This is a genomic window from Cohnella lupini, assembly GCF_003386205.1.
Taxonomy (GTDB): domain Bacteria; phylum Bacillota; class Bacilli; order Paenibacillales; family Paenibacillaceae; genus Cohnella; species Cohnella lupini.
On record NZ_QRDY01000004.1, the window covers coordinates 373,579 to 394,524 of the forward strand.

25 protein-coding genes and 1 pseudogene are annotated in these 20,946 nt (G+C 43.4%); 4 read left to right on the forward strand and 22 right to left on the reverse strand.

What is annotated here, in order from left to right:
- Positions 1-11 precede the first annotated feature (11 nt).
- Positions 12-341 carry a PadR family transcriptional regulator gene (locus tag DFP95_RS10580; RefSeq protein ID WP_115992576.1) on the reverse strand — a complete coding sequence of 110 codons (330 nt, stop codon included), beginning with the start codon at positions 339-341 and terminating at the stop codon, positions 12-14.
- Positions 342-540: 199 nt separating this feature from the next.
- Between DFP95_RS10580 and DFP95_RS29795 the strand changes: the two genes are divergently transcribed.
- Complete coding sequence (locus tag DFP95_RS29795) at positions 541-687, forward strand: S-layer homology domain-containing protein (RefSeq protein WP_425453268.1); 147 nt, start codon at positions 541-543, stop codon at positions 685-687.
- Positions 688-691: 4 nt separating this feature from the next.
- Here DFP95_RS29795 and DFP95_RS29315 read toward each other — a convergent pair whose 3' ends face one another.
- The 16 genes from DFP95_RS29315 to DFP95_RS10670 form a co-directional block, all read right to left on the reverse strand.
- Complete coding sequence (locus DFP95_RS29315; RefSeq protein ID WP_425453269.1) at positions 692-877, reverse strand: PLDc N-terminal domain-containing protein; 186 nt, start codon at positions 875-877, stop codon at positions 692-694.
- Between the two features lie 91 nt (positions 878-968).
- Positions 969-1,415 carry a GyrI-like domain-containing protein gene (locus tag DFP95_RS10595; RefSeq protein ID WP_115992579.1) on the reverse strand — a complete coding sequence of 149 codons (447 nt, stop codon included), beginning with the start codon at positions 1,413-1,415 and terminating at the stop codon, positions 969-971.
- A 54-nt stretch (positions 1,416-1,469) separates the two neighbouring features.
- Positions 1,470-2,057, reverse strand: a complete 588-nt coding sequence (locus DFP95_RS10600) for a hypothetical protein (RefSeq protein ID WP_115992580.1) — start codon at positions 2,055-2,057, stop codon at positions 1,470-1,472.
- A gap of 296 nt (positions 2,058-2,353) precedes the next feature.
- Positions 2,354-2,806 (reverse strand): VOC family protein, encoded by a 453-nt coding sequence (locus DFP95_RS10605; protein WP_115992581.1) that lies wholly within the window; start codon positions 2,804-2,806, stop codon positions 2,354-2,356.
- A 37-nt stretch (positions 2,807-2,843) separates the two neighbouring features.
- Entirely contained in the window at positions 2,844-3,326 is a 483-nt protein-coding gene (locus tag DFP95_RS10610) for a GNAT family N-acetyltransferase (protein ID WP_220376368.1), read from the reverse strand.
- Between the two features lie 83 nt (positions 3,327-3,409).
- Complete coding sequence (locus DFP95_RS10615) at positions 3,410-4,093, reverse strand: hypothetical protein (RefSeq protein ID WP_115992583.1); 684 nt, start codon at positions 4,091-4,093, stop codon at positions 3,410-3,412.
- A 16-nt stretch (positions 4,094-4,109) separates the two neighbouring features.
- Positions 4,110-5,087 carry a phosphotransferase enzyme family protein gene (locus tag DFP95_RS10620; RefSeq protein ID WP_115992584.1) on the reverse strand — a complete coding sequence of 326 codons (978 nt, stop codon included), beginning with the start codon at positions 5,085-5,087 and terminating at the stop codon, positions 4,110-4,112.
- A 756-nt stretch (positions 5,088-5,843) separates the two neighbouring features.
- Positions 5,844-6,131, reverse strand: a complete 288-nt coding sequence (locus tag DFP95_RS10625; RefSeq protein WP_115992585.1) for a hypothetical protein — start codon at positions 6,129-6,131, stop codon at positions 5,844-5,846.
- A 704-nt stretch (positions 6,132-6,835) separates the two neighbouring features.
- On the reverse strand, positions 6,836-7,348 hold the full coding sequence (locus DFP95_RS10630) for a hypothetical protein (protein WP_115992586.1): 513 nt from the start codon (positions 7,346-7,348) through the stop codon (positions 6,836-6,838).
- A gap of 418 nt (positions 7,349-7,766) precedes the next feature.
- A complete protein-coding gene (locus DFP95_RS10635) occupies positions 7,767-8,645 on the reverse strand; it encodes an IS110 family transposase (protein WP_245987528.1) in 879 nt (292 codons plus the stop codon).
- A gap of 279 nt (positions 8,646-8,924) precedes the next feature.
- The gene (locus DFP95_RS10645) at positions 8,925-9,569 is read right to left on the reverse strand and encodes a hypothetical protein (RefSeq protein WP_115992588.1); all 645 of its coding nucleotides are present in this window, start codon (positions 9,567-9,569) and stop codon (positions 8,925-8,927) included.
- 39 nt (positions 9,570-9,608) lie between these two features.
- Positions 9,609-10,055 (reverse strand): hypothetical protein, encoded by a 447-nt coding sequence (locus tag DFP95_RS10650; RefSeq protein WP_245987529.1) that lies wholly within the window; start codon positions 10,053-10,055, stop codon positions 9,609-9,611.
- A 22-nt stretch (positions 10,056-10,077) separates the two neighbouring features.
- Complete coding sequence (locus DFP95_RS10655) at positions 10,078-11,067, reverse strand: hypothetical protein (protein WP_147304158.1); 990 nt, start codon at positions 11,065-11,067, stop codon at positions 10,078-10,080.
- Positions 11,068-11,221: 154 nt separating this feature from the next.
- Positions 11,222-12,286, reverse strand: a complete 1,065-nt coding sequence (locus tag DFP95_RS10660; protein WP_115992590.1) for a hypothetical protein — start codon at positions 12,284-12,286, stop codon at positions 11,222-11,224.
- Positions 12,287-12,410: 124 nt separating this feature from the next.
- Positions 12,411-13,472, reverse strand: a complete 1,062-nt coding sequence (locus tag DFP95_RS10665; protein WP_115992591.1) for a sensor histidine kinase — start codon at positions 13,470-13,472, stop codon at positions 12,411-12,413.
- A complete protein-coding gene (locus DFP95_RS10670; RefSeq protein ID WP_115992592.1) occupies positions 13,469-14,191 on the reverse strand; it encodes a response regulator transcription factor in 723 nt (240 codons plus the stop codon). Before DFP95_RS10670 ends, DFP95_RS10665 begins: the two co-directional genes overlap by 4 nt.
- Before the next feature lie 1,054 nt (positions 14,192-15,245).
- Here DFP95_RS10670 and DFP95_RS10685 point away from each other — a divergent pair.
- Positions 15,246-15,596: a transposase gene (locus tag DFP95_RS10685; RefSeq protein ID WP_281273408.1), complete on the forward strand. Its 351-nt coding sequence runs from the start codon at positions 15,246-15,248 to the stop codon at positions 15,594-15,596.
- Between the two features lie 114 nt (positions 15,597-15,710).
- Here the strand turns inward: DFP95_RS10685 and DFP95_RS10690 are convergent, their stop codons facing one another.
- Positions 15,711-16,478 (reverse strand): nucleotidyltransferase domain-containing protein, encoded by a 768-nt coding sequence (locus DFP95_RS10690; RefSeq protein WP_115992593.1) that lies wholly within the window; start codon positions 16,476-16,478, stop codon positions 15,711-15,713.
- Between the two features lie 454 nt (positions 16,479-16,932).
- Positions 16,933-17,256: a hypothetical protein gene (locus tag DFP95_RS10695; RefSeq protein ID WP_115992594.1), complete on the reverse strand. Its 324-nt coding sequence runs from the start codon at positions 17,254-17,256 to the stop codon at positions 16,933-16,935.
- A gap of 363 nt (positions 17,257-17,619) precedes the next feature.
- Between DFP95_RS10695 and DFP95_RS10700 the strand changes: the two genes are divergently transcribed.
- Both DFP95_RS10700 and DFP95_RS10705 read left to right on the forward strand, forming a co-directional pair.
- Positions 17,620-18,087, forward strand: a complete 468-nt coding sequence (locus DFP95_RS10700; protein WP_245987532.1) for a MarR family winged helix-turn-helix transcriptional regulator — start codon at positions 17,620-17,622, stop codon at positions 18,085-18,087.
- Positions 18,088-18,131: 44 nt separating this feature from the next.
- Complete coding sequence (locus tag DFP95_RS10705; protein ID WP_115992595.1) at positions 18,132-19,070, forward strand: NADP-dependent oxidoreductase; 939 nt, start codon at positions 18,132-18,134, stop codon at positions 19,068-19,070.
- 260 nt (positions 19,071-19,330) lie between these two features.
- Here DFP95_RS10705 and DFP95_RS10710 read toward each other — a convergent pair whose 3' ends face one another.
- The 3 genes and pseudogenes from DFP95_RS10710 to DFP95_RS10720 all read right to left on the reverse strand — a co-directional run.
- The gene (locus DFP95_RS10710) at positions 19,331-19,696 is read right to left on the reverse strand and encodes a DUF2185 domain-containing protein (RefSeq protein ID WP_115992596.1); all 366 of its coding nucleotides are present in this window, start codon (positions 19,694-19,696) and stop codon (positions 19,331-19,333) included.
- Between the two features lie 126 nt (positions 19,697-19,822).
- A complete protein-coding gene (locus tag DFP95_RS10715) occupies positions 19,823-20,191 on the reverse strand; it encodes a DUF7674 family protein (RefSeq protein ID WP_115992597.1) in 369 nt (122 codons plus the stop codon).
- 488 nt (positions 20,192-20,679) lie between these two features.
- Positions 20,680-20,946, reverse strand: a pseudogene (locus DFP95_RS10720) (IS110 family transposase); the annotation flags it as partial.

A 20,946-nucleotide genomic window follows, 5' to 3' on the forward strand; every position in this document is an offset into this window, starting at 1 on the left:
GTCAAGTCCCCTCATAATAAGTTTTCTAGTACGCGTTTTGAATACTCCCAATTGCTTTTGTTGCGGGCGTAAGCTTCCTTGCCCTTCTCCGTAATCCTGAAATACTTGCGCCTTCCGCCCTGCGATTCATCGCCCCAATACCACTCTATATCGCCTTCGACCTCAAGACGTCTGACGCTGGAGTACATCGTCGCTTCCTTTAATTCGTACTCGCCGCCCGATCGCTCGGCAATGAGCTTAACAATCTCGTAGCCGTAGCGGTCTGCTTCGGACAGGATCCGTAAAATCATCGTATCCGTATGTCCTCGCAGCAGGTCGGAAGTGATTTTGTTCTCGCTCATACCATCGCCTCCATATCTGTATAATACGGCATACTACTATGACTGTCAAGGTAATATTACAAATTAATTACTTTGCCTAAAATTAATGATCAAAAACATTAAAAACCATGGCCACATGTGAAATGTACCCCTTAGCAACTGTCGACCTCAAAGAAAATTAAACAAGCCGACTCCGATACAATACCGGGCTTCCGAGCCTATCAATGCATTCGCAACCGCAGGTATCGTAAATGGTAAAGGCAACGGATTGTTCGAACCGAATGAATCTGCTTCCCGCGCCGAGTCGGTTGCCATAGATACGCGAAAGCCGACCATTTCTGGTCGGCTTTTTGACTGCCGGTGCTAGGACGCTATAAGCGAAGACTATCATCATTTCGAATTAATAAGTAAACGATTAACCCTAAGATTGGAAAGAAAAACAGAGCAATAAGAACAATGATGGCAAATTCGGGACTCTTACCTTTCCTTCTTGCATCACGATATGCCCAAACGCAAAGAGCGATATGAATTACGAAAAAAATGAAAGATAAAAAAATGAAAAGAACGAAGATACCTCCAAATCCATAACCAACAAGATCCAAGTAAAGTCCCCCTCAGTTGTAAAATATTTCTTATAGCTTCGTACGATTACTCCACAGGTATTAAAATCTCAGCTTTCCCTTGTTCTGTATCCTTTTTATAAAATATTTCAATAGAACAAGCTCCATTAAGTTGCTTATGACCATTAGTTTGAATCCAATCAAATATCGCATCGTATCCATCAGTGATGGTTTTGTTGGTGCAAGTAACCCTTGCATAAGTATGACCTGGGAGCTTGAACGTCACCATTCCCTCAGGAATAGCAGCCCCTTCAGACACCTCGTAACAAGCAAAATATGTAGCTAGAGTCTCGCACACATAGTACGGACTAAAAACAATGTCGGTATTTACTGTCGGTAGGAAATCGGACTTTCTGTTTTCGAGTAATTGCTGTACGTTAACAGCTTCCGAAGGAAATGATTGCGGGAATGGTCCCGAGAAACTGAATCCAGCTAAAAAAGTGGTGTCTCTTACAAGAATTTCACATTTAATCATGTCGCAACTCACCCTTCTTATTTTGGCATCGGAAATCGGTATACATTCTTGGTCTCATTCGGTAATCGGTCTTAACACTAGATAGTTCATATTGTAATCTTCTCCCAGAAAATTCATAACTCCAGAAAATCCATTTAGTTTCCACTCCCCATTTTCGTTCGGAATAAAGATGTATTCTCGTTTCCAATCTTTTAACTTCTCATCATCACCCATATATTCTTCCTTAATGCTTAATCTAGTTTCGTTATAAAACTCATTCTCGTAATAGCTCTTATAAATGACCGCGTTTGTTATAGTTATTCCTTCATGGAAGACAGTTGGGTATAAAGTGTTCTGTTGTATATACATATCTGACGTGGGCTCGGAATCTGAATTATGGTTAAATAATATCGTTAAAATTTCCCTAGCATGGCTTCCAAACTCTGCGGTTAAAGATTTCTCTAATTCCTCGTATTCTTTTATTGACACCTTTTCTCTCAGGGCTAAATCAATGATCATTGTTTCTTTCTTCTCAACCATTTCATTTGCAACTTTCATGTCGAAATCTATAGTTTCTTCTCTTATCGGCTTTAATTGTTCTGATGATTGACAAGCCGATAAAAGCAAAACAACCAGAATAAATAAATATTTATAACTCCTCATAAATGGTTACTCACTCCTAGCATTACACCCATTTTTAAGCTCAGGCATCTCTTAACGCAATGTTTACATTTGTCCCTGCATGCCCCCATCCAAATCGCCCCATATATATGAACGTAAAAGCAATGAAATAGTTACTTTATTCTTCCAGTTAGCTCAACGGGCTATCGAATCTGTTGGTGTTCTATAAAGCATACTTAGAAATCCCCGCAAAAAAACGCCGGCTCACGATGTTATCATGAAACCGGCGGCGTTTATATGATATACCCATTTCTGTTAAGCCTTCTTTTAAACATCACTTATTTATTACCGAGTTGTTCCGCCAAACCGATTAGAAGTCCTTCATTTCCACGAATGTAGCAGAGCCGATAAGAGTTCTCGTATTGAACCACTTCGCCAACGAGCTGAGCACCATGCTTAGCGAGTCTGGATAGCAATTCGTCAATGTCTTCAACGGTGAACATGACGCGTAGATAACCGAGGGCATTTACGGGAGCAGTTCGGTGATCTGATATAGTAGCTGGGGTGAGAAATCGCGAAAGCTCAATTCGGCTGTGGCCATCCGGGGTAACCATCATAGCAATTTCTACATGCTGCGAACCCAGCCCGGTTACGCGACCAGACCATTCGCCTTCGATAGTAGCTCGCCCTTCGAGCTTCAAGCCAATCTCCTCGAAGAAAGAGATTGATTCATCAAGGGATTCTACAACGATGCTAACATTGTCCATTCTTAGTAATTTGCTTTTTGCCATAGTATTATCTCCTTATGTGTACAAATTGCTACTCTCCCTAGAGAGGTAACTTCAAAATAAATTCTTCTACTTCCTCAGAACGTGCATTGGAGAACCCCTTGTCCTCACCGCAAATCCTAAACCCGCATTTTTCCAATACCCGAATTGATGCTATATTGTCTTTCGCTGCACGAGCATACAGGGGACGAATGTTTACGACGTTAAGAAATTGTGAGAGTGCCCTCGTCGCAACACCTTTACCCCAGAATTCTCGTCCGATCCAATAGCTAACCTCTGGCTCACCGAACTGTTCAAAGCTTGAAATTTGCCCCGCCACTTCCCCGTTAAGGATTATGGTCTTCTTTATAATCCTCTCGTCGTTTAATATCTTTTCCCAGTGAGCCTTAAAGACGACCTTATCTGATGGGTCTTTAGCAGTAAAGGCAGCCATATAGTTGGCCGTCTTGTCCAATTGTTGCTCAAAATAAATCGGCAGGTCATCTTCACTCACATCTCGCAATATCACATTGCTACTCATCATTCACCTCGTGCGTGTGTTTTACGAATCCTCAATACTCAATAAATTAAACATCATAAAATTCAATGCAAGCCCTTGCTTGCTTACTATTGAATATTAAACGTGGAGATGATCTTGTCATATTCCTTTAAATCGGAGGCTTGGTAACGAGTCTTATCTACGAAAAACATCAAGGAGACAAAGTCAGCATCCTTCTGGAGGATCAATAATTTACCGACTGTATCGCTCGTCTGATAATCCATAACTTGAGCATCGACTCCAGCTATCTTCGTATCTGTTTGTTTTCCAACATGGAGATACTTGAACTGGTCAGCCAATGACTGCTTAATATAGTCGTCCATTGTTATATCCTTGATAGTCTCCTCTTGGAAGTCTACGCCCATATAGTAGTTACTGTACAGTTTCCTTGTATCCGTCAGAATCGAAGGGTTCCAATTTCCATTGACGATAATCTGATAACTGTTGTCGCCCCACTTCTCATGCAAGTTTAAGTACATTGGACCGCCGATCGTAAGTTTATTCGCCTTCTTATCGAACTCCAATTTCGAATTCAGTCCGAAGTAATCCGAGACGCTCCTAACAGGTATATAAAGACTTCCATTGTATTGCAATGCCTTAATACCTTCAGCTTGTTCACCGTTTAGCTCTACGTTAATCGAAGGGTTAAAGAGAGCCTTCACTTCTTTCCAAGCCGACCCCGCCCAAGCACCCGTTGCATTTCCGAGTAGGAATATAGCTGCAACTGCGCCTATCATCCACTTCTTCTTCAATTATGATTCCCCCTATTCAATTTATAGAATGAAATTCGCACCAATTTCGTAGAAAAAGCAGGTTGGTATCAAAATAATGATCATTTTGCCACCCTCCACCCCAAATATGCGAGCTGCCGATGTGAAGACCCATCAGCCATATTTCCCTGATAGCTACAAACAAAGGTATCGCTTTAAGATCGTATTCAGATAGTACTTTGTTTTTTTGGTATGATTCTAGGAAAGTACTCCACAGCTCATTGTTAAAATGCTCCTTTTGCTTCCCCCTAACCTTTGACCATAAGAAAACGGAAATGTCATAGGCTCTCCAACCATAGCCTCCGCAGTCAAAATCAAAGTGGGTTAAGGAATTCTCGTGAAAATGTACGTTATATCCATGAAGATCGCCGTGACATACTCCCCATTCCAGCTCCGATGAGATTTCATCTACGCGGTTCCACAATAATTTGGACAAAGAATCCAGATAGTCCATGTCCTCAGGTCTGTGGGCTAATGAGTTTCGAATGGATTGAATGGGCTGGTCAAGCAGATGGTTCAAATCAATCGAAAACCTTAGCTGATCCGATTTGAAATCATCCATAGCCAAATGCATCCTTGCCACTTGTTCGCCATATAAGTCACAGCCCTCTTTTGTATCCGAATACCCGCCTTCAGCAAAAGTAAATAGAACCGCAAAACGTTGTCCCTCAGAGGCAACGATTTCAGTCAGATAACCGCCATCCCTTTTGATCAATGGACTCGCGACAGGGATTTCCTTCATGATCAAGTGATTCAGCAACTCAACCTCGAAGAGGACTTCAGCTTTATTTCGCCAATTCGCTTTGTAGATCCGAAGTATGTATTTCCCAGAAGAGGTCTTCAGTAAATAAGTATCATTAAGCCCGTTCATGAGAAAACGGCATTCTATGATATTCCCGATTTCGTATAGATCGATTAGGACAGGTCCTAATGCTTCAGAAGAAATAACAGAATGATTAACAGGTAGCTTTAGCATATATTTCTCCTTGTAATAGTTTGTTTATCCGCCAATTAACCTGCTCCTATAATTTCTATAGATGACCATTGATTTCCTTTATTCGCTATAACAACTACCCGTTACTTCAATGAAAAAGCAGACTGCCGCTCAATCTGCTTCATTTCGCTATCGTTCCCAGTTAGCTTAGTCCGATGTTGCTAAGTTTTAACCGTATTTCATGACCAAGTTTACTTGGGAAAATTTCAATGAAGCCGATACTACCTTCAAATACCTCAATTGTTCCTACGCCTTCAATTGAAAATCCATCGTGTGCGCCTTCGTTTTCTTTGTATTGTGTAAGATAAAGGCTATGTTAAATTCTAATGTTGATATTTTGCCATAAGAAAACCGCCTTGATAAAAAGGCGGTTCATTGAGCTATCTTTTCGCGTTAGCGTAAGTATATTTAGCTAAACCATGGGTAGTCCCGCACAAAATGATGAAGCAAACCTGCCCGTTTAACAAGAATTTGTTCGTAGTCATCAAATATCAACAACAAGATTTAACATAGCCAAGATAAAAAGAACCACAATCCGATTGTGCGCACTCGCAAAGCCCTGGATTGATTAATAAAGTATTGTTTATCACCTGTCAGAATTGCGCAATACTGCCCAATAACGTAAAGTCGACAGCTGATTGTTGCGGGATCGGCTGATGTCTTGTAATGATTATTGATTTTTAGTTGAGAGAGGGCTGCCTACGCGGCAGCCCTCTGATCTTGCGTTATCGAAACCTTTCAGATAAACACGTATATCGCCCAAGCGCAACCCCCCGCGCCCGCGACGCATGCCCAAAAAACACCGTAAACCTTCCAGAAAGAACGACTCGCGAACGTTCTTCGTAGCAAAATCTCGTTCACGATTAGAAGGATGATTCCTATAAGCGGATACACTCCCCATATCGCAAGCAATCTATTGGCTGGTTCGCCGGTATCGTTGAATAGAAAAGCGACTGCGAGTAACAGCAGCGAAGCGAGTGTTGCAAGCGTTAACAAAGCGCGAGTAAAGTATGCCAGTAGTTTCATGTTTGCCTCCGTATTAATTGAGTTACCGTTCCGTAGCGTGATAAAAAGAAGATCAGATCTATTCCATAAAAAATTGTGAAATATCTGCAGGCAATTTACTTTCGATATGAGCCAAACCAAACTCTCCGTCTGATCCAACAGGCTTTGAAAAGTTCATATATCTTCTCCTTCAAGCGTTCGTAGTAATTGGGATCCTTTAGAAACTTGTAACTCAAGTAATTTGGGGTGCGATCCCTCAAATAAATAATAAATGCTGTAGCCCGTTGTATTAAAAATGCAGCAAGTTTCAGTGCTTTCATCTTTCACCGCAATCACGTCTCTGTCAGGATATCCCTCGATTGTATATAGCGGTGCCAGCCGAGATCCGAGATCCATGTTCAACGTCGCAGTATCAACAACAAACAATTCCCAATCGTTAAGGTACTGCTTATCTCCAAAATTTATGTAATCTACACTCGATTCATTATGTGAGTCCGCTTCTTTGCTTTTCGTCCCAAAATCTGTTCACGTACCACAAACAGTATTTAAAAGTAATAACATAAATAGCATTAAACATATTCGTTTCATTTCAAAACCCCCAATTTTACAAAGCAATGTTACTGACGAAAATGGAAGTTAATTGTTGCGTTATCCTGCCCTTTAGCTCAGTATGCTGCCGAATTTATCGATGGTCTGTTGAGTGTTATGCTACAGGGAACGTTAGATTAATTGACTATAATTTCTTGATTGTCATTTGTATAGCCTCTCACTTGAAAATTAGAAATAGGAGTATGTGTAATAGTAAACCAAACTGTCTTTCCATTATTAGAAACAATCTTAGCGGGTTCATCATTAAAAGTTATTTTGATTATCTTTTCATTTGTAATAAGACCACTAGCTAATCCAATACCCATTTCTTTTACATTTGTCACCTGCCAGGAAACACCATTTTGAGGAGACTCTCCAGCACTTCCTCCACCAAAAACCCATTTCCATCGATCTCTTTTTCGCTCGATGAATCCCTCGTTTAAACCACCAGTAGTTAAATAATAAACAACAACACCTTCATCAATAGTTTCAATGTGATGAATGGATTCATAGTTTATATTAGCTTTGCTCATCGCGGTTTTTATGTCTTGAACTTGGTGGGCTCTTTTGGAAGAACAAGCCCCAAGAAAGAACAATAGTGAGAAAGCACACATCAATACAGCAAACTTGATAACCGTTTTCTGCTTCACACCATTCCCCCATCTTTTCAGATTTTCCTTGAATATCTTCCATAAATTAGGACATTTACCAATTGAAAAGGTTGCGTTATCCTGCCATTTAAATTAATAAAATGAACAGGCTCCTGCAGGGCCTGCTCACCAATGTGCGCTATTCATCTATCGTACACGTCCCTCGATCTTAAGGGTTTATCTCACGTATACTCACTCATTCGCAGGATTTCATCACGTTGAAATGCAGTGCTCGGAAGGAAATTAAGTTGTAGCACCCGTGAGGTCATTGTTCTGGGCATGCGGGAACAGAAGAAACGTCTGGAACATCTCCCCCAATTTCTTCTACTGCACGCGTTACTCCACAAAATCCCTGGAAGCTTACCATCCCACGGCTCAACGGGTCTATGCCCTTACATTCCTTCCCGTGGGCATACTCTTACAGGTCGCCCGCACTAGACAGAATTGCTGCGGTATAGATCGGGCCGAGACCTTTAACTGAGCGAAGTTGGCCAGCTATAGGAATCTCACCGAGTAAAGCTACGATTTTCCGTTCAATCTGTTCTAATATGCTAACGACGCGTTCGTATTCTTCTACTAAACGTTGTAAATCCTGTTTTGCCTCATCAAGCGCAGCAGTTTCTCCCACACTCATGCTCGCTTTAGAAATGAGTTCTGCTGCTTTCTGAATGCCAGTGGAACCGCCAGCTCGCTGCATATATTTTCTCCAACCTGTAATTACCTCTGCCGTCGATTGACCTTTAAGATCAAGCGGAGACGGGAACGCTTTGAGGGTCGCTAACGATCGTGGACAGGTCCAATCTTGAAACACCGAGGCATATTCAGGGAAGAGAATATCCAGCCAACGGACAATTCGATTCTGCAAGCGAACGCTATCTGTGACCCAAAATTCTCGATCACTCATCATGGTGCGCAACCTTTGAAAATTGGTCGCTTGACGGGAGTATTCATAGTAATAGCCACGGCTTACAACGTCTGCAATAACAAGTGCGTCCTTCGGATCACTCTTGGAAGGACAATTATCGCGGTTCTCCTTATTTCTTTTAGTGGTTGCAGGATTCACCTGCACCACATTAAAGCCTTTGTCTGCAAGCCAGTTCGCCAAGTTCCACCAATAGTGTCCGGTGGTTTCCATGCCAATGATGAGGCTACTTAGCCGGTGCTTTTGCCGCAATCCTTCCATCCACCGCCGTAGCTTTTCAAACCCCTCAATGGTATTACTAAAAGATAGATGTCGATTAGACAATACGATCCCCCGGTAGTTTGTAGCTTGTGCCACATCGGTCTCTTTTGCCATATCGATACCTATAACAAGATGAGAAGCGGTAATTCGTTCAACGCGTTGATTTGTCCGTCTGATTGCTTAAACTTCATAATAAGAGCGCCTCCTTGATGGTGTTGGGTTTCGAACCCGTGGACAAACCCATCATACCGAGGCGCTCCTTTTTTGACAAAGGCCATTTCTTAGCCCTTACAGGAATGTTTAGAATTTCTGTGAACGAATCTTTTGGAATTTTAATAGTGTCGGTGTAGATATCGCGCAGGAGATCCATTTTTCCGATGAGGCTTTAATGTATCAAACTTGCTGCGAGAAGTGACGTGCGAAGACTCGCTTGCGGCTCACCAACCAACCTGTTGCCAAAAAGAGGAGACCCTCGACAAAAAAAGTCATTCCTCCGAGGAAGAGGTAGCCGAGGAATTTATCAAACGTGGGCTGGAAGAATGCAAGAATCAAATAGGCGCCGCCATAGAGGGCCATCCCCGCACCAAATACCCAGGTGGCAATGAACACCAACCACCGTGCAACGCTCTGACTCTTTGGTCGCACGAAGGCTGCCACTATGCTAATGGCACACACGAGAGCGGTGAGCAGAGCCGCTCTTTGTTCTGCGGCGATAACCCACTCATAGATGGCAAAACTGCTTAACGCTAGGTATGCCAACAGGAGGGTGAGGATTTGCAAGCGGCGTTGACTAATCCAACGAAACGGCCAAACCAACGCCAGAGGCAACATCGCAATGGAAATGAACAAGAGCACCGAGATGGTGGAAGCGAGGAGGTAGATCCCATAATTGTTGGCAAACTGAGGTCGAACAATGAAAGAACCTCCTCCAAAGAATAATAAGACATGGCCAGCAGCAAATAACAAACCCCAGGCACAGGCGGCGAATCCAATCCATTTCGTCAACGGTTTCATTGTAACGCTTATAGCATCATCCATAGGACTGCATCTCCTTAAAAGCTTATTATATCGACAAAATCAAAAACGATAGAGGACACAAAAAGAGTAGTCAGAAGAATAACTAAAATCAAATAGCCTACTGGCGGTTCCGTGAGCAATTAAAAAAGCAGTACAGATGAGGGTGGGGATTAAAATAATGAGCCGGTGGATCTTTCTCCCTCCAACAAACGGGATCCAATTGGGAACGACCCTTCCCCAAGGCTTGACGAGTGCAATCAAGACAAATCCACAGACCATGATGATGAGCCCAGCGATATAACTTACCATGGCAAGCGTTTCAGGATTTATTGGTTGACCTGGAATCCCTATCGATCCACCTGCTGCTTGATAGAATCGAACGAAAACCGCATACAGGACAGCCCAGACGCAACCAACGTAACCCGGCCATACTGATGTCTTTGTAAAGCGTTCAAAGGCATTCAATCTTTGCTCGGATGAAGCGTTATTGCTTACGCTTTGGTCCATAATCTTTTGATCCTCCAATCATTTAGAATTCTCCGCAGTGCAAGCACCGATCGCGTCTACGGTAATAGTAAGCAATTGATGCTCCTGCTAATCCAATCCCCCAAAAAATAAAGAGAAATCCTGGTCCCGAGGCTCCCCAGTTCGCAAGAAAATCCTGGCTATCGAAGGAACCGTTCACGATCGCTTGTATCGTTGAAAACCACACTCCAATTCCAGCTATGGTGATTAAAGTTGAAATGATCAAAGCAGGAATAACCGCCGTCATAGGGTGAACCCGCTTGCCGGCTTTAAACGGAAACCAACGGGGATAAACTTCACCCCATCGAGAGATCAGACCATGCATCAGGACTGCTCCAGCGAAATCCAAGGCGACCAATACCCAGGCTTGCCAAGGTAAATGATAATATCGAATCCCGTCATAGCTAAGTCCGAATTCTCCAAAGTATTCTTTAACCGGATATCCGAGAGAGATGCCGAAGTTCCACGCAAAGCGGGTCAATCCATAAGGTAAAGCAGCAATGATGGCGATCCATGATAATCGCTTGCACCATTTCATCGCAATCGCCACTCTCGTTGAATGGTCAATACCGGCTTTCCGACCACAGTTCGAACAAGCATGATTTATTTTCCGTCCATATGCCAACAGCGATGCTCCCCATAACAATCCGCCGATTAAACAGATTACCTGGTTCCATACTTGCCAATCGACTAAACCAAAGTAAAGCATGAGAGCATAGGCGAAATTTTGCAACAAACGAATATCGGGGATCACAAATAGTAAAATGATGCACATTATGGCCCCGAATGTAACAGGGATGGAACGGGAAACCTGCTTCCCCCATGACTGCACCATTGCCAGTGCCACCACCGCACCTGACAATCCAAGAAAAGCTATAATAGGCGCCGTTACCTCTGGCGTTATTCCGACTAGCATCGACATCGTTTCCCCGGCCATAGCCCTAGCATCATTAACTCCAAAGGGAAAACCAGCTCCACCAAGCGTCCAGAACAATCCGAGAGCCCCATACATTAAGGACCAGGCGGCTGCTGCATACGCAACCCACGCGGGCCACCTCCTCCAACAACGAAGGCTTTTGTCTGCAGTGTCAGGGATATAACCTTGTGTATTGTGCGAAAGTTGTCCTCCCCTAGTATTCATCACTTTATCACTCTCCTTGACCGCAATGCATACAGCGGCCACGTCTGCGGTAATAGTAGGCAAGCGTCGCGGCTCCCAATGCAAGCCCCCACAATGGCCAAAGAAGAGATGGCGCAAAGGTTCCGATGTTGCCTGGATCAAACGCACCCGAGAGAAATCCTCGCCAAATCATCAAACCAGCCTCTATAGTAAGTACAGACATAATGGAAGCCGGAATGATGGCAAGTGCGGGTGGAACTTTTTTGCCGGACAAGCCCAGCGTCCACCGTGGAAAGACTTCCCCCCAAGGCCGAATAAGTCCGTATGTGAGAACTGAGCCTCCTATTTCAATAAGGCCCAGAGCAGCTCCAAACCACCAAATACCCGGGAATTCGTCATTCATGCTGTGAAGAAATTCACTGCTGACCAGCAGTGGAATATCAAATGCCCAAGCAATTCTTGTTATTGTATACACCATGGGGATGAAGACAGCAATCAGCGTGACCCATCTGCCCCACTTGGCTGCGGCTGCCGGCTCTGTCCATCCGGCAACGCCTTTTTCCGTTCTTCCGCAATTTTCACAAGCGAAATGGACTCGCCTCTGATATGCAATGGCGGTTAATACCCATAGAAATCCCCCGATGATGCAGAGAAACTGGTTGAGTATACTCCAGTTTATAATACTGAATTTAAGAACGAAGACGTAGGCAACGCTGCCGAGTGTACGATAATCAGGAACGACCAGAAGAAGCAATATCGCTAAGAGCCAAGCATAAGCTGAAAGAGCCAGTCGAAGACTGCCTGCATGTCTCCGGCGTGTCAGAGTCATCATTAAGCAAACCACTGCCCCCAATAGGCCCATAATTGCGATAACAGGGGCTGCCGTCTCTATGCGTACATATCCGAGTGCCGAGTACTCAGGATTTGGGTCATGACCGTGGCCAAACGGAAATCCTTCCCCTCCCAATGTCCAATAAACACCTAGCAGACCATAAAGTAGTGACCAGACAGCCGCTGCATACCCGATCCACTGCGGCCAATGCGACAGCCTAATTGATCTGATAGAAATTTGGTGTTTAGCAGTAGAATGCATAATAAAAAACCTCCTGTTTTGCTTTGCGGTACCCTTGAAAGAATGAGCCGACAAAGATCGGTCTGATGTCTTTCATTATAGGGATCGCAAATAAACACGAGGTAAACGGAAACACAACTCCAACTTAATTCCCCGCTAAGGGCAGCTGAATCGAAATCGAAGTTCCTTTATTGATCTGACTTATCACGTTCATTTTTCCACCATGCGCTTCGATAAGCTGTCTGGCAATGGATAATCCCAATCCCGATCGTCCTTGAGACGATGTAGCGTTTTCCCCTTTTGACAGCGAATCGTTAATACCAATACCGTTATCCACTACATCAATTTCCGCAATCCGATCGCCACCACGCTTAATGTGAACCACGATTTCGGTTCCTTCCGGATTATGGACAATCGCATTAACAAGTAGATTTCGCAGAGCTCTCATTAGCAGCTTCGAGTCGCAAGATACGACAAGCCCTAACGTCTCCGACGAATCCAGCATAAGAGAATAGCCGGACGCCCAAGGTGCACTGCTGACATCAGCCAATGTTCTGCGTACAAGCTCAATGAGATCTACTTCGTTCAATTTAATCGGAATTTGCGTATGGATATTTTCATTCAGATCTTGGACAAGTTCCTGGAGGTGTGCGGCCTTCTGCCCGATAACAGACTGAAACTCCTTCTGTTCCGCTTCACTCCACTGGTACCCCGGATTAAGCAGCATCGCGGAATACCCGGAAATGTAAGTTAGCGGCGTTTTCAAGTCATGGGATATGCCCTGAATCCATTCTTGTTTAACTTGCTCCGACTTAAGTTTGTCCTGATGATTTTCTTTAAGTGTATTTGTAAGTAACAGCAGGTGATCATACAGTTCTTTATAGAGCGCATAAGGCCGTTTGAGGGTGTCATTTTTCCGGGAGTGGATGGCAATCCAGCTTTCGGGCACCTCATAATTCCCGTTAGCCAGTTGTCTGATCCATACGATCATCCCGTAAATCGGTTTTCCTAAGTACCACCCGATAAGCAGTAACGTGAACAGGAAGAAAAAGCCGGCCACCACTAATCCATACAATTCCAAACCATCAGAATTTTTAGCGTTTGGCCAAAAAAGCTCTAAAGTCACGAACAAGACCAACTGTACACTTAGGGAAAAAATAACAACTACCAATAATAGCAGCAGTGCAATTCGAATCATGAAACTCATAGCTTTTTCCTATCGACAGGGGCAACGAACTTGTACCCGATCCCTCTTAGCGTCTTGAGGATTTGAGGATCCGATGGGTCTTTTTCAATCTTCTTCCGTAGTCTGGAGATGTGGATAACGACAGTCTTCTCATCCCCTTGCACCATCGAGCCCCATACTTGCTCGTAAAGCTGTTGCGCAGTAAATACGCGGTTAGGATGCTTGCAGAAATACTGCAACAGTTCGAATTCCTTGGCTGGACACGGCACGTCTATCCCATCTACGATAAGCTCTCCGGTCGTTGGATTTACAGTAAAAATATCGTATTCGTATACCTCTTCAGCGTGATTTGGTTCCGCTGACGAATAAACTGATATTCTTCGAAGTTGAGCATGTATACGGGCTGTAAGTTCCATCGGGTTGAATGGTTTCGTTATATAATCATCGCCGCCAAGGCACAGGCCTTGCAGCTTATCCAAGTCACTTGAACGGGCAGTAAGAAATAAGATTGGAGCATGCGTAATTTTACGCAACTCCGTGCATAGGGCAAAACCATCCATATCCGGGAGCATGACATCCAGCACGATTAGTTTATATTGAGCGCGGCAAACAGCCTGTAGAGCTTCAGCCGCCGTGAGTGCTTTGGTGATAAACGCAAAACCCTCTTTACGAAGCAGACTCTCCAGCATAACCAGAAGGCCTTCCTCATCATCGATCAGCAATATCCTCTCTTCTCTCAAAATGCAATTCTCCTTTGCATAGAAATATTACTTTACGAAATGTGTGCCGCATTGCTACGTACCTAGCTGTGAGTGGTAGTATCATCGCCTCGGGCACGATATCGTGTGTGCGCTACTCAGATCGAAGTCGGATTGATGAGAGTAAGCGGCGCATTCCAACCACGTGCCCGCCCGTACCAATGACGATCAGTCGGTAGAGGCCGCCTGCCAGGCCGGGAAAGGCAGCTCGAGTTTCGGCGCGTAACCGTGATCGACCCGGACTGACGTTTTCGAGGCGAAAGATCAGTGCGTAGGACGAGAAACGATGGCACCCCTCGAGAACCAGCTCACGTCCCGGGACCGCAACAACTACCCGAAAACCGGGCAACGTCGAGCCCTCTGCAAGGGGCCGTGGCCCAGACGCGGTGCAATCGGTGGATCCAACCAGTCGCGCATAGCTGGCCATACCAGGACGCGAGAAGAATCGGTCTAGTTTTTCGCCCAATCTAAGCCAGACGTCGTCGGCCCCCGCCGCAATAACAGTAGAGTGCTCATCGAGGAACGGCAACGAAGCGATGTGCATCATAGCCTCAGTAAGGTCCGGTCGCGGTTTGCAAGCTGTAGTATGACAGGATCTTCGGCCCTCGAAGCTTTGTTCTCTTCCTCGTCCTCTTAATATGCTGGCAACTAGAAGAAAAATTACGGCAACAAAAATAAAGATCAATAAAATATGCATATCGAGGCTCCCCTGCACGGTTTGCACGCTTCCCTTTTATTTCCAGTATATCAAAATCACATTCCCATTTGTTTGTTTTTCTATTATATAAGGACTCATTGCAGCTTCAGGTGCCTCTTGCTGTGATCGGCTTAGCGTTTCTATTTATTACGCAAATATTTCCATATCTCACTTAGTTAGCTTAGTCTTTTTTCCTCCACAAACCTCCAGAACAAGGTATGAAACCACTCTCCGCATAAAATGACGTATGTTTTGAGTCGTAGGTCAAAGTTACAATTTCCAACCCGACACGCTCCTGCCGGACCGAGGGGCGAATGCCCCGATGCGTAAGCGGCTACCATCCATGCCGAGATTGGCGATATAAAAAGGTTCCCTTCCGTTAAACAGTTGACCGCTTTTGCAGGGCTGGATTCATCTGTTTACGAGTCGGGAACCTTTAAGGCCAATCAGAATCGCATTTCAAAGAGGGGCTCAACGTACCTCCGTACCGCTTTGTTTCAAGCTACCGTTGCCGGAATCTCGAAGCAAGTTAACGGTCCGAGAAATGAAATTCTATCGCGACATTACCAGTTAAAACGCTCGCAAGACAAGCTAGCAAAAGTCGCCATTGTCGCTACTGTAAACAAGCTTTTACGCATGATTTTCGGCGTCTGGAGCGGAAATACGCCATTTAACACATCTGGCAATTAGATATTAGGAACATTTTACCATATGCCTTCTAATTCCGGGAAGGCTTATTTGAGTGCGTCGTTTTGTGTCATACGGTTGCGCAGGAAACCTCTGTATTGACTTTGATTAGCTGGTTTAGCCGAAGGAAGTTCTGGAAGCAGCCATTGTATTTAAGGCGTTCTCAAAATAGCTATATACTTCATCTGCAATTCCAAGAAACTCTTCAACATGTACATGACTATCCAAGTAACAAGCATACAGATAATCAACTAAAGCGGAGTCAATCTCACAATAGTCTAAAATGGTATCTTTCATCTTAATAATGTCATCTTGCCATACACCTGTATCTTCTAAAACCAAAGAGTATAATGCACGAATTAATCTCTTAGAATATCCTTTAATATATCTAGTTTTCAATGTGTTATCACTAGCATTAGAAAGTAAACTATGTATACGATCCACTTCCTCCTTGGTCTCTGTATTTAAGTCTAAAATGAACTCTGGAGAAATAATTATCGGTGGCACTCTTTCACCAACGTCATGACCATACATGCAAACACAAATTATCTTAATCCAAAAACCCCACTCATTCGGTTTACTTAATACATCGTCAATCGAGCAAATTGTCGTATCAATCTTAGTTAATACTGGATATTCTCCCAAAAGCCTGTCTTTAATATTTGACAATCTTTCGTAATCAATATCTTTGGGATTTACACATACAATAGTAAAGTCTGCATCTGACTTAAAAGGTCTAGCAGTTCCTTTTGGAATCGAGCCACACATATAAATGCTATGAATCTTACCTTTAAATTCGGTAAGTATATTATCTATATACTTATCAACAAAATCCTTATATTCACTTTGCATTACAATTCTTTTTATAACTTTTTCTAATATCATATAGACTCCTCCTAAACATATAAGAACTTCTTTCGGCTAACGTTCTCGAATTCTCGACGTCCGACGGAGTCGGATGTGTCCGGCTGAATCTACTACCTGGCTTCTCAACTTCGAGGGCGTAGCCCGAAGCGTGATTGCGGTGTTAGCCGATGCTTCCTCTTCTTAGAGTTACCCACCGAATATGTCTTGATCTACTTATGCCCTTATCCGTTCTTGACCTTTATATGCCCTATTCGCGAAGTTATTGAACAATCATGCCCGTTAGTTGAGAAGACGACAGCCGAAACACTGGTTGCCATCTTCTCATGATTATTGCGCTATCGATATCCGTTAGTTTAGCGAATGGTCCAATCTTCTACAGTCCGAATACCGGTCTTTAAATCCAGCGAGCGGGGTACGTTAAAGGCCAGCCTCTCATAGCTCTCATTTTGTGACTCAACGTTTTTTTGCTTGTCTATTCCTCCGGTTTTCCAAGTGTGAACCCGCTTAGTTTGCTAAGGTTGGCTTTGGAGTTGCCGATTTTAGTCGGTACAGACGGCGGTGCGTTTTTTTGAATCAGCTCATATTCCAGATTCCGTACTCGGGCATTCGTGTCTTCGACATACTCCAGAATTACTGCGATCGCGAAGAAAACGATACCTGTAATCATTCCGCTGATCCACCACGTAATAGCCAGACTCCAACTAAATCCGCCCGTGCCGTAATTCCCAAGGATGATACCCGAGAAAACCCCTGAAATGATGAAAAATATAGCCAATCCATTCAGCACTCTGACCATTTCATTACTCCTTACATGAAAATATATCCTCGCCAATGGACTTAGGGCATCCGGCGTAGATGTAATTCGATTTGTATCCGTTAACGGAATGACCTGTTGTTATTAGACGATGGTGCTTTTAAGCTTATCGATACTATCGGCATATTATCACCGGGCTGCCTATATGGCAGCTTTTTTAAAAATTTCTTTTAACTATTGCCCCTTAATGTCACTTGTGTTAAACCAACTGCAACTCCAAAGTCATCCACACCAACTGGGAAATTAATCTGTTTTATATTTATGTTGACGGCAACACATCTAAATGTTATCCTGTGTTTAATCGAATATGTTGACGACCACACAATTGAAAGAAGGAATGAAACATTGGAGAAAAACATCAATAACGAAACCATTGAAAATGAAATCAGTTCGGTAACGCAATTTCCCGTAAGCTTCTCTATATTCAGCATGGCTCGTTCACATCATAGAAATGCAGGACAACTGCTTCGAGAAGCAGGCCTATACCCAGGGCAGGAACTCGTACTGATGCAGCTGTGGCACCGAGACAGCCAATCACAGAATAGTCTTTCAAGGTCGCTACGCCTTGATCACTCGACAATAGCTAAATCCGTTCGTCGTTTGGAAGATGCGGGGTTGGTCACCTGCAGCCGCTCCCAGGAAGATAAACGCGTAACCATCGTATCGCTCACTCAAACAGGGCGTGAAGTTGAACCCGGAGTGATTCAGGCTTGGAGCAAGCTGGAAGAGATCACAACCAAAGTTCTCAATGACGAAGAAAAAAAACAGTTTGTAGCTCTGGCACAAAAAATAGCCGCTTCTTTAGAAAATTAACTGTAAATTTTAAGAAAATGATGATTGATAAAGGAGAGATAAGCATGTCTAATAAGTCGATGCAAGCCATTCTGGTCAATGAATATGGTGGTCCAAATGTCTTAAAGGTAGAAACAGTTGAACGCCCCCAACCGCAAAAGGATGAAGTGCTCGTCCGCATCGTATATGCTACGATTATTCCGCTAGACTATAAAATCCGTAACGGTTGGCTTCAAGAAGTTTTTCCTATAACCTTCCCCTACATTCCTGGATTTTACGCTTCCGGAGTTGTCGAAGAGGTGGGGCAAGGTGTAACAGATTTCAAGCCCGGTGATCGCATTTTTGGTAGTATTAGAGGAGCCTATTCAGAATATGGCATTGCGAAAGTCCAGGAATTAGTTAAGATGCCCGATGTTCTCACCTTTGAAGATGCAGCAACGATTAAAGCAGGAGCCGAAACGGCTTGGAAAGCGTTGTTCATTGAAGGTGAACTCCGGTCTGGCCAAACCGTCCTCATTCATGCTGCAGCAGGCGGCGTTGGACAATTTGCCGTTCAGCTGGCCAAATGGAAGGGAGCGATCGTGATCGCTACGGCTTCAACCTCTAACATGGACTTCGTCAAGTCTTTAGGTGCGGATCAAGTCATCGATTATACCATGACGGCTTTCGAAGACGTCGTCAAAGAAGTGGATCTGGTCGTCGATTCCATTGGAGGCGAGACCGAGAATCGATCGTGGGCCGTTCTAAAGAAGGGGGGAATTCTCGTCTCTTTGACTCAGGATCCATCACAAGAGAACGCTCAAAAGCATGGTGTTACAGCTAAATTTAACACCAAATTCCCAACATACGCGAATCTGCAGACCTTAACGGAATTAATTGCCGACGGTACGATTAAAGCAGTGATTGATTCCATATTCCCGCTAAACCAAGCTAATAAAGCACTGGAGAAAAGCGAAGCAAGACATGGACGCGGAAGAATTTTGCTGCGCATAAACCCAATCTAACATCAACAAGTATGAAATAGAAGTTTGGATATTAAAACACGAGAGCAACACGAGTGTATACCACACTAAGTGTTGTTTTCTTCATTCACATCAAACTATTCTGGCTAATCGTATTGTTAGGTCACTTCCCCCAAGAAAAACTTATGGTAAGGTTCACCGGAATTAATCTTCAACTAAACTGCCAGTTAGTTGAGCCAAACAGCGAGCAGCTGGCGACGGCAAACTGCTCCAAGATGTGTTGAACTATTGTATCCGTTAGTTCAATATTCTGGACTTTCCCAATCCTCATCTAAAACAAGCTTACCTGTTTCATCTCTTATAAAAGCAGTACCTGTTGGAGCATCAAGAAATTGAATAATTTCTGTATCATAATTACATATCGTGTTTACCTGATAAACGGAATGATTCTCAGGATTATTCATATAGTCGTCATCCTCATCGCCAGCCATAAAGCGCCAACCACTATCAGGATTGCTAGGGGACGGTACTTCTCTGTACATGAAACCAACTTTACAGCCATCTATGGTAATCCTGTCAGTTGCAATACATCCCTCATTAGAATCCATTAACTTTAGTATTTTATCTCCAGGAATTTTATATTTTTTATTGTTTTTAAAACCAAACATTCATGTTCCTCCTCATATGCACTAAATGTTTGCAGATCCTAAATAATTCGTGAAGCGCCTAAGCAATCCTGCCCGTTACTTCAACTTCTCAGTTGGGACCCTCAATATCTTACGAGTCTGTGAGAATTAGATTCTACCTAATGCTATATCAGCTTCTATTTGAAGCTGCATAGTTTTGGCTCCCATGTATTTCTGTGCAGTCCTTAGAATTGATTTATCATTCCCAAATATTTCTAATGTTGTAGTTTTATAAATGCTCTTTAAGTGAAAATCTTTACTCTTTGATACTTCTTCAAAGTATTTAAAAATACTCTCTAGCAAATTGATGTTTCTGTCCTCAATTAATAATTCAATAATTTTCGGCATGAATACTAGTTCAATGATAATAGTATCTAGAACCTCACCATGATACGCGATTGATTCTCTATACTCAACTTCGGTTGACGGTAAAAAATCTAACATTTTTCTAAGGAATTCTTCCGATTTATTACTCATACCATCTACTCCTCTATCATCTCTTAAAACATAGTAATATACCAATGCTCTTAAATACCGTATTGCTTAAACTAATCTCCCTCTATGGAGAATCACTTTTCTTTTGAATGCTCGTTGTATCTTAGGTTTATGATTTAATTCATTCAGTGCAGACGACTTCATTTTGGAATCAAGTTGAAATCAAAGAAAATGTTGGGGGCAAGAAAAGTGCAAAAGAACATCTCCTTAGCCACTGCTCTAAAGAAAGTGGTTATCTAGGAAAAGTATGGTTGCACTTATGGATCTCCACATGCCTCATGGAGGTCAACCCTCCCAAGTCTCACAGAGTCTACGCTCCCACATTCCTTCATTCAACCTGTCCATGAGGTGGAGGTCAGATATGCTGCCCGACAGGATCTTTGTCCGTATGTTAGTTGAGTTCTGACTCATCCGTGCTTCAGTTGTCTGTTTTCACTGCTTTTGTTCGAACGCAAATGACGTTTACTACGTTAAGCTGCCATCTCTAAAACATTGAATCGAGGAATATCCTGCAACATCTTTGCTTCACTGAACTCATGGCCTTTTTTCATGATGCCGAAAAGAACTCGAATCAACTTATTACATAACGCGATCAACGATTGCATCTTTTTTAGCGGATTGTCCGGTCGCTTGGTGTAGTATTCATGCAAAGTCTTAAAGGCCCTGTTCTTCGCCACCAGCGGCATTATGACTCGGAAGAGCAAGGCTCGCAGCTTCTTTCTTCCCCGCTTAGTAAT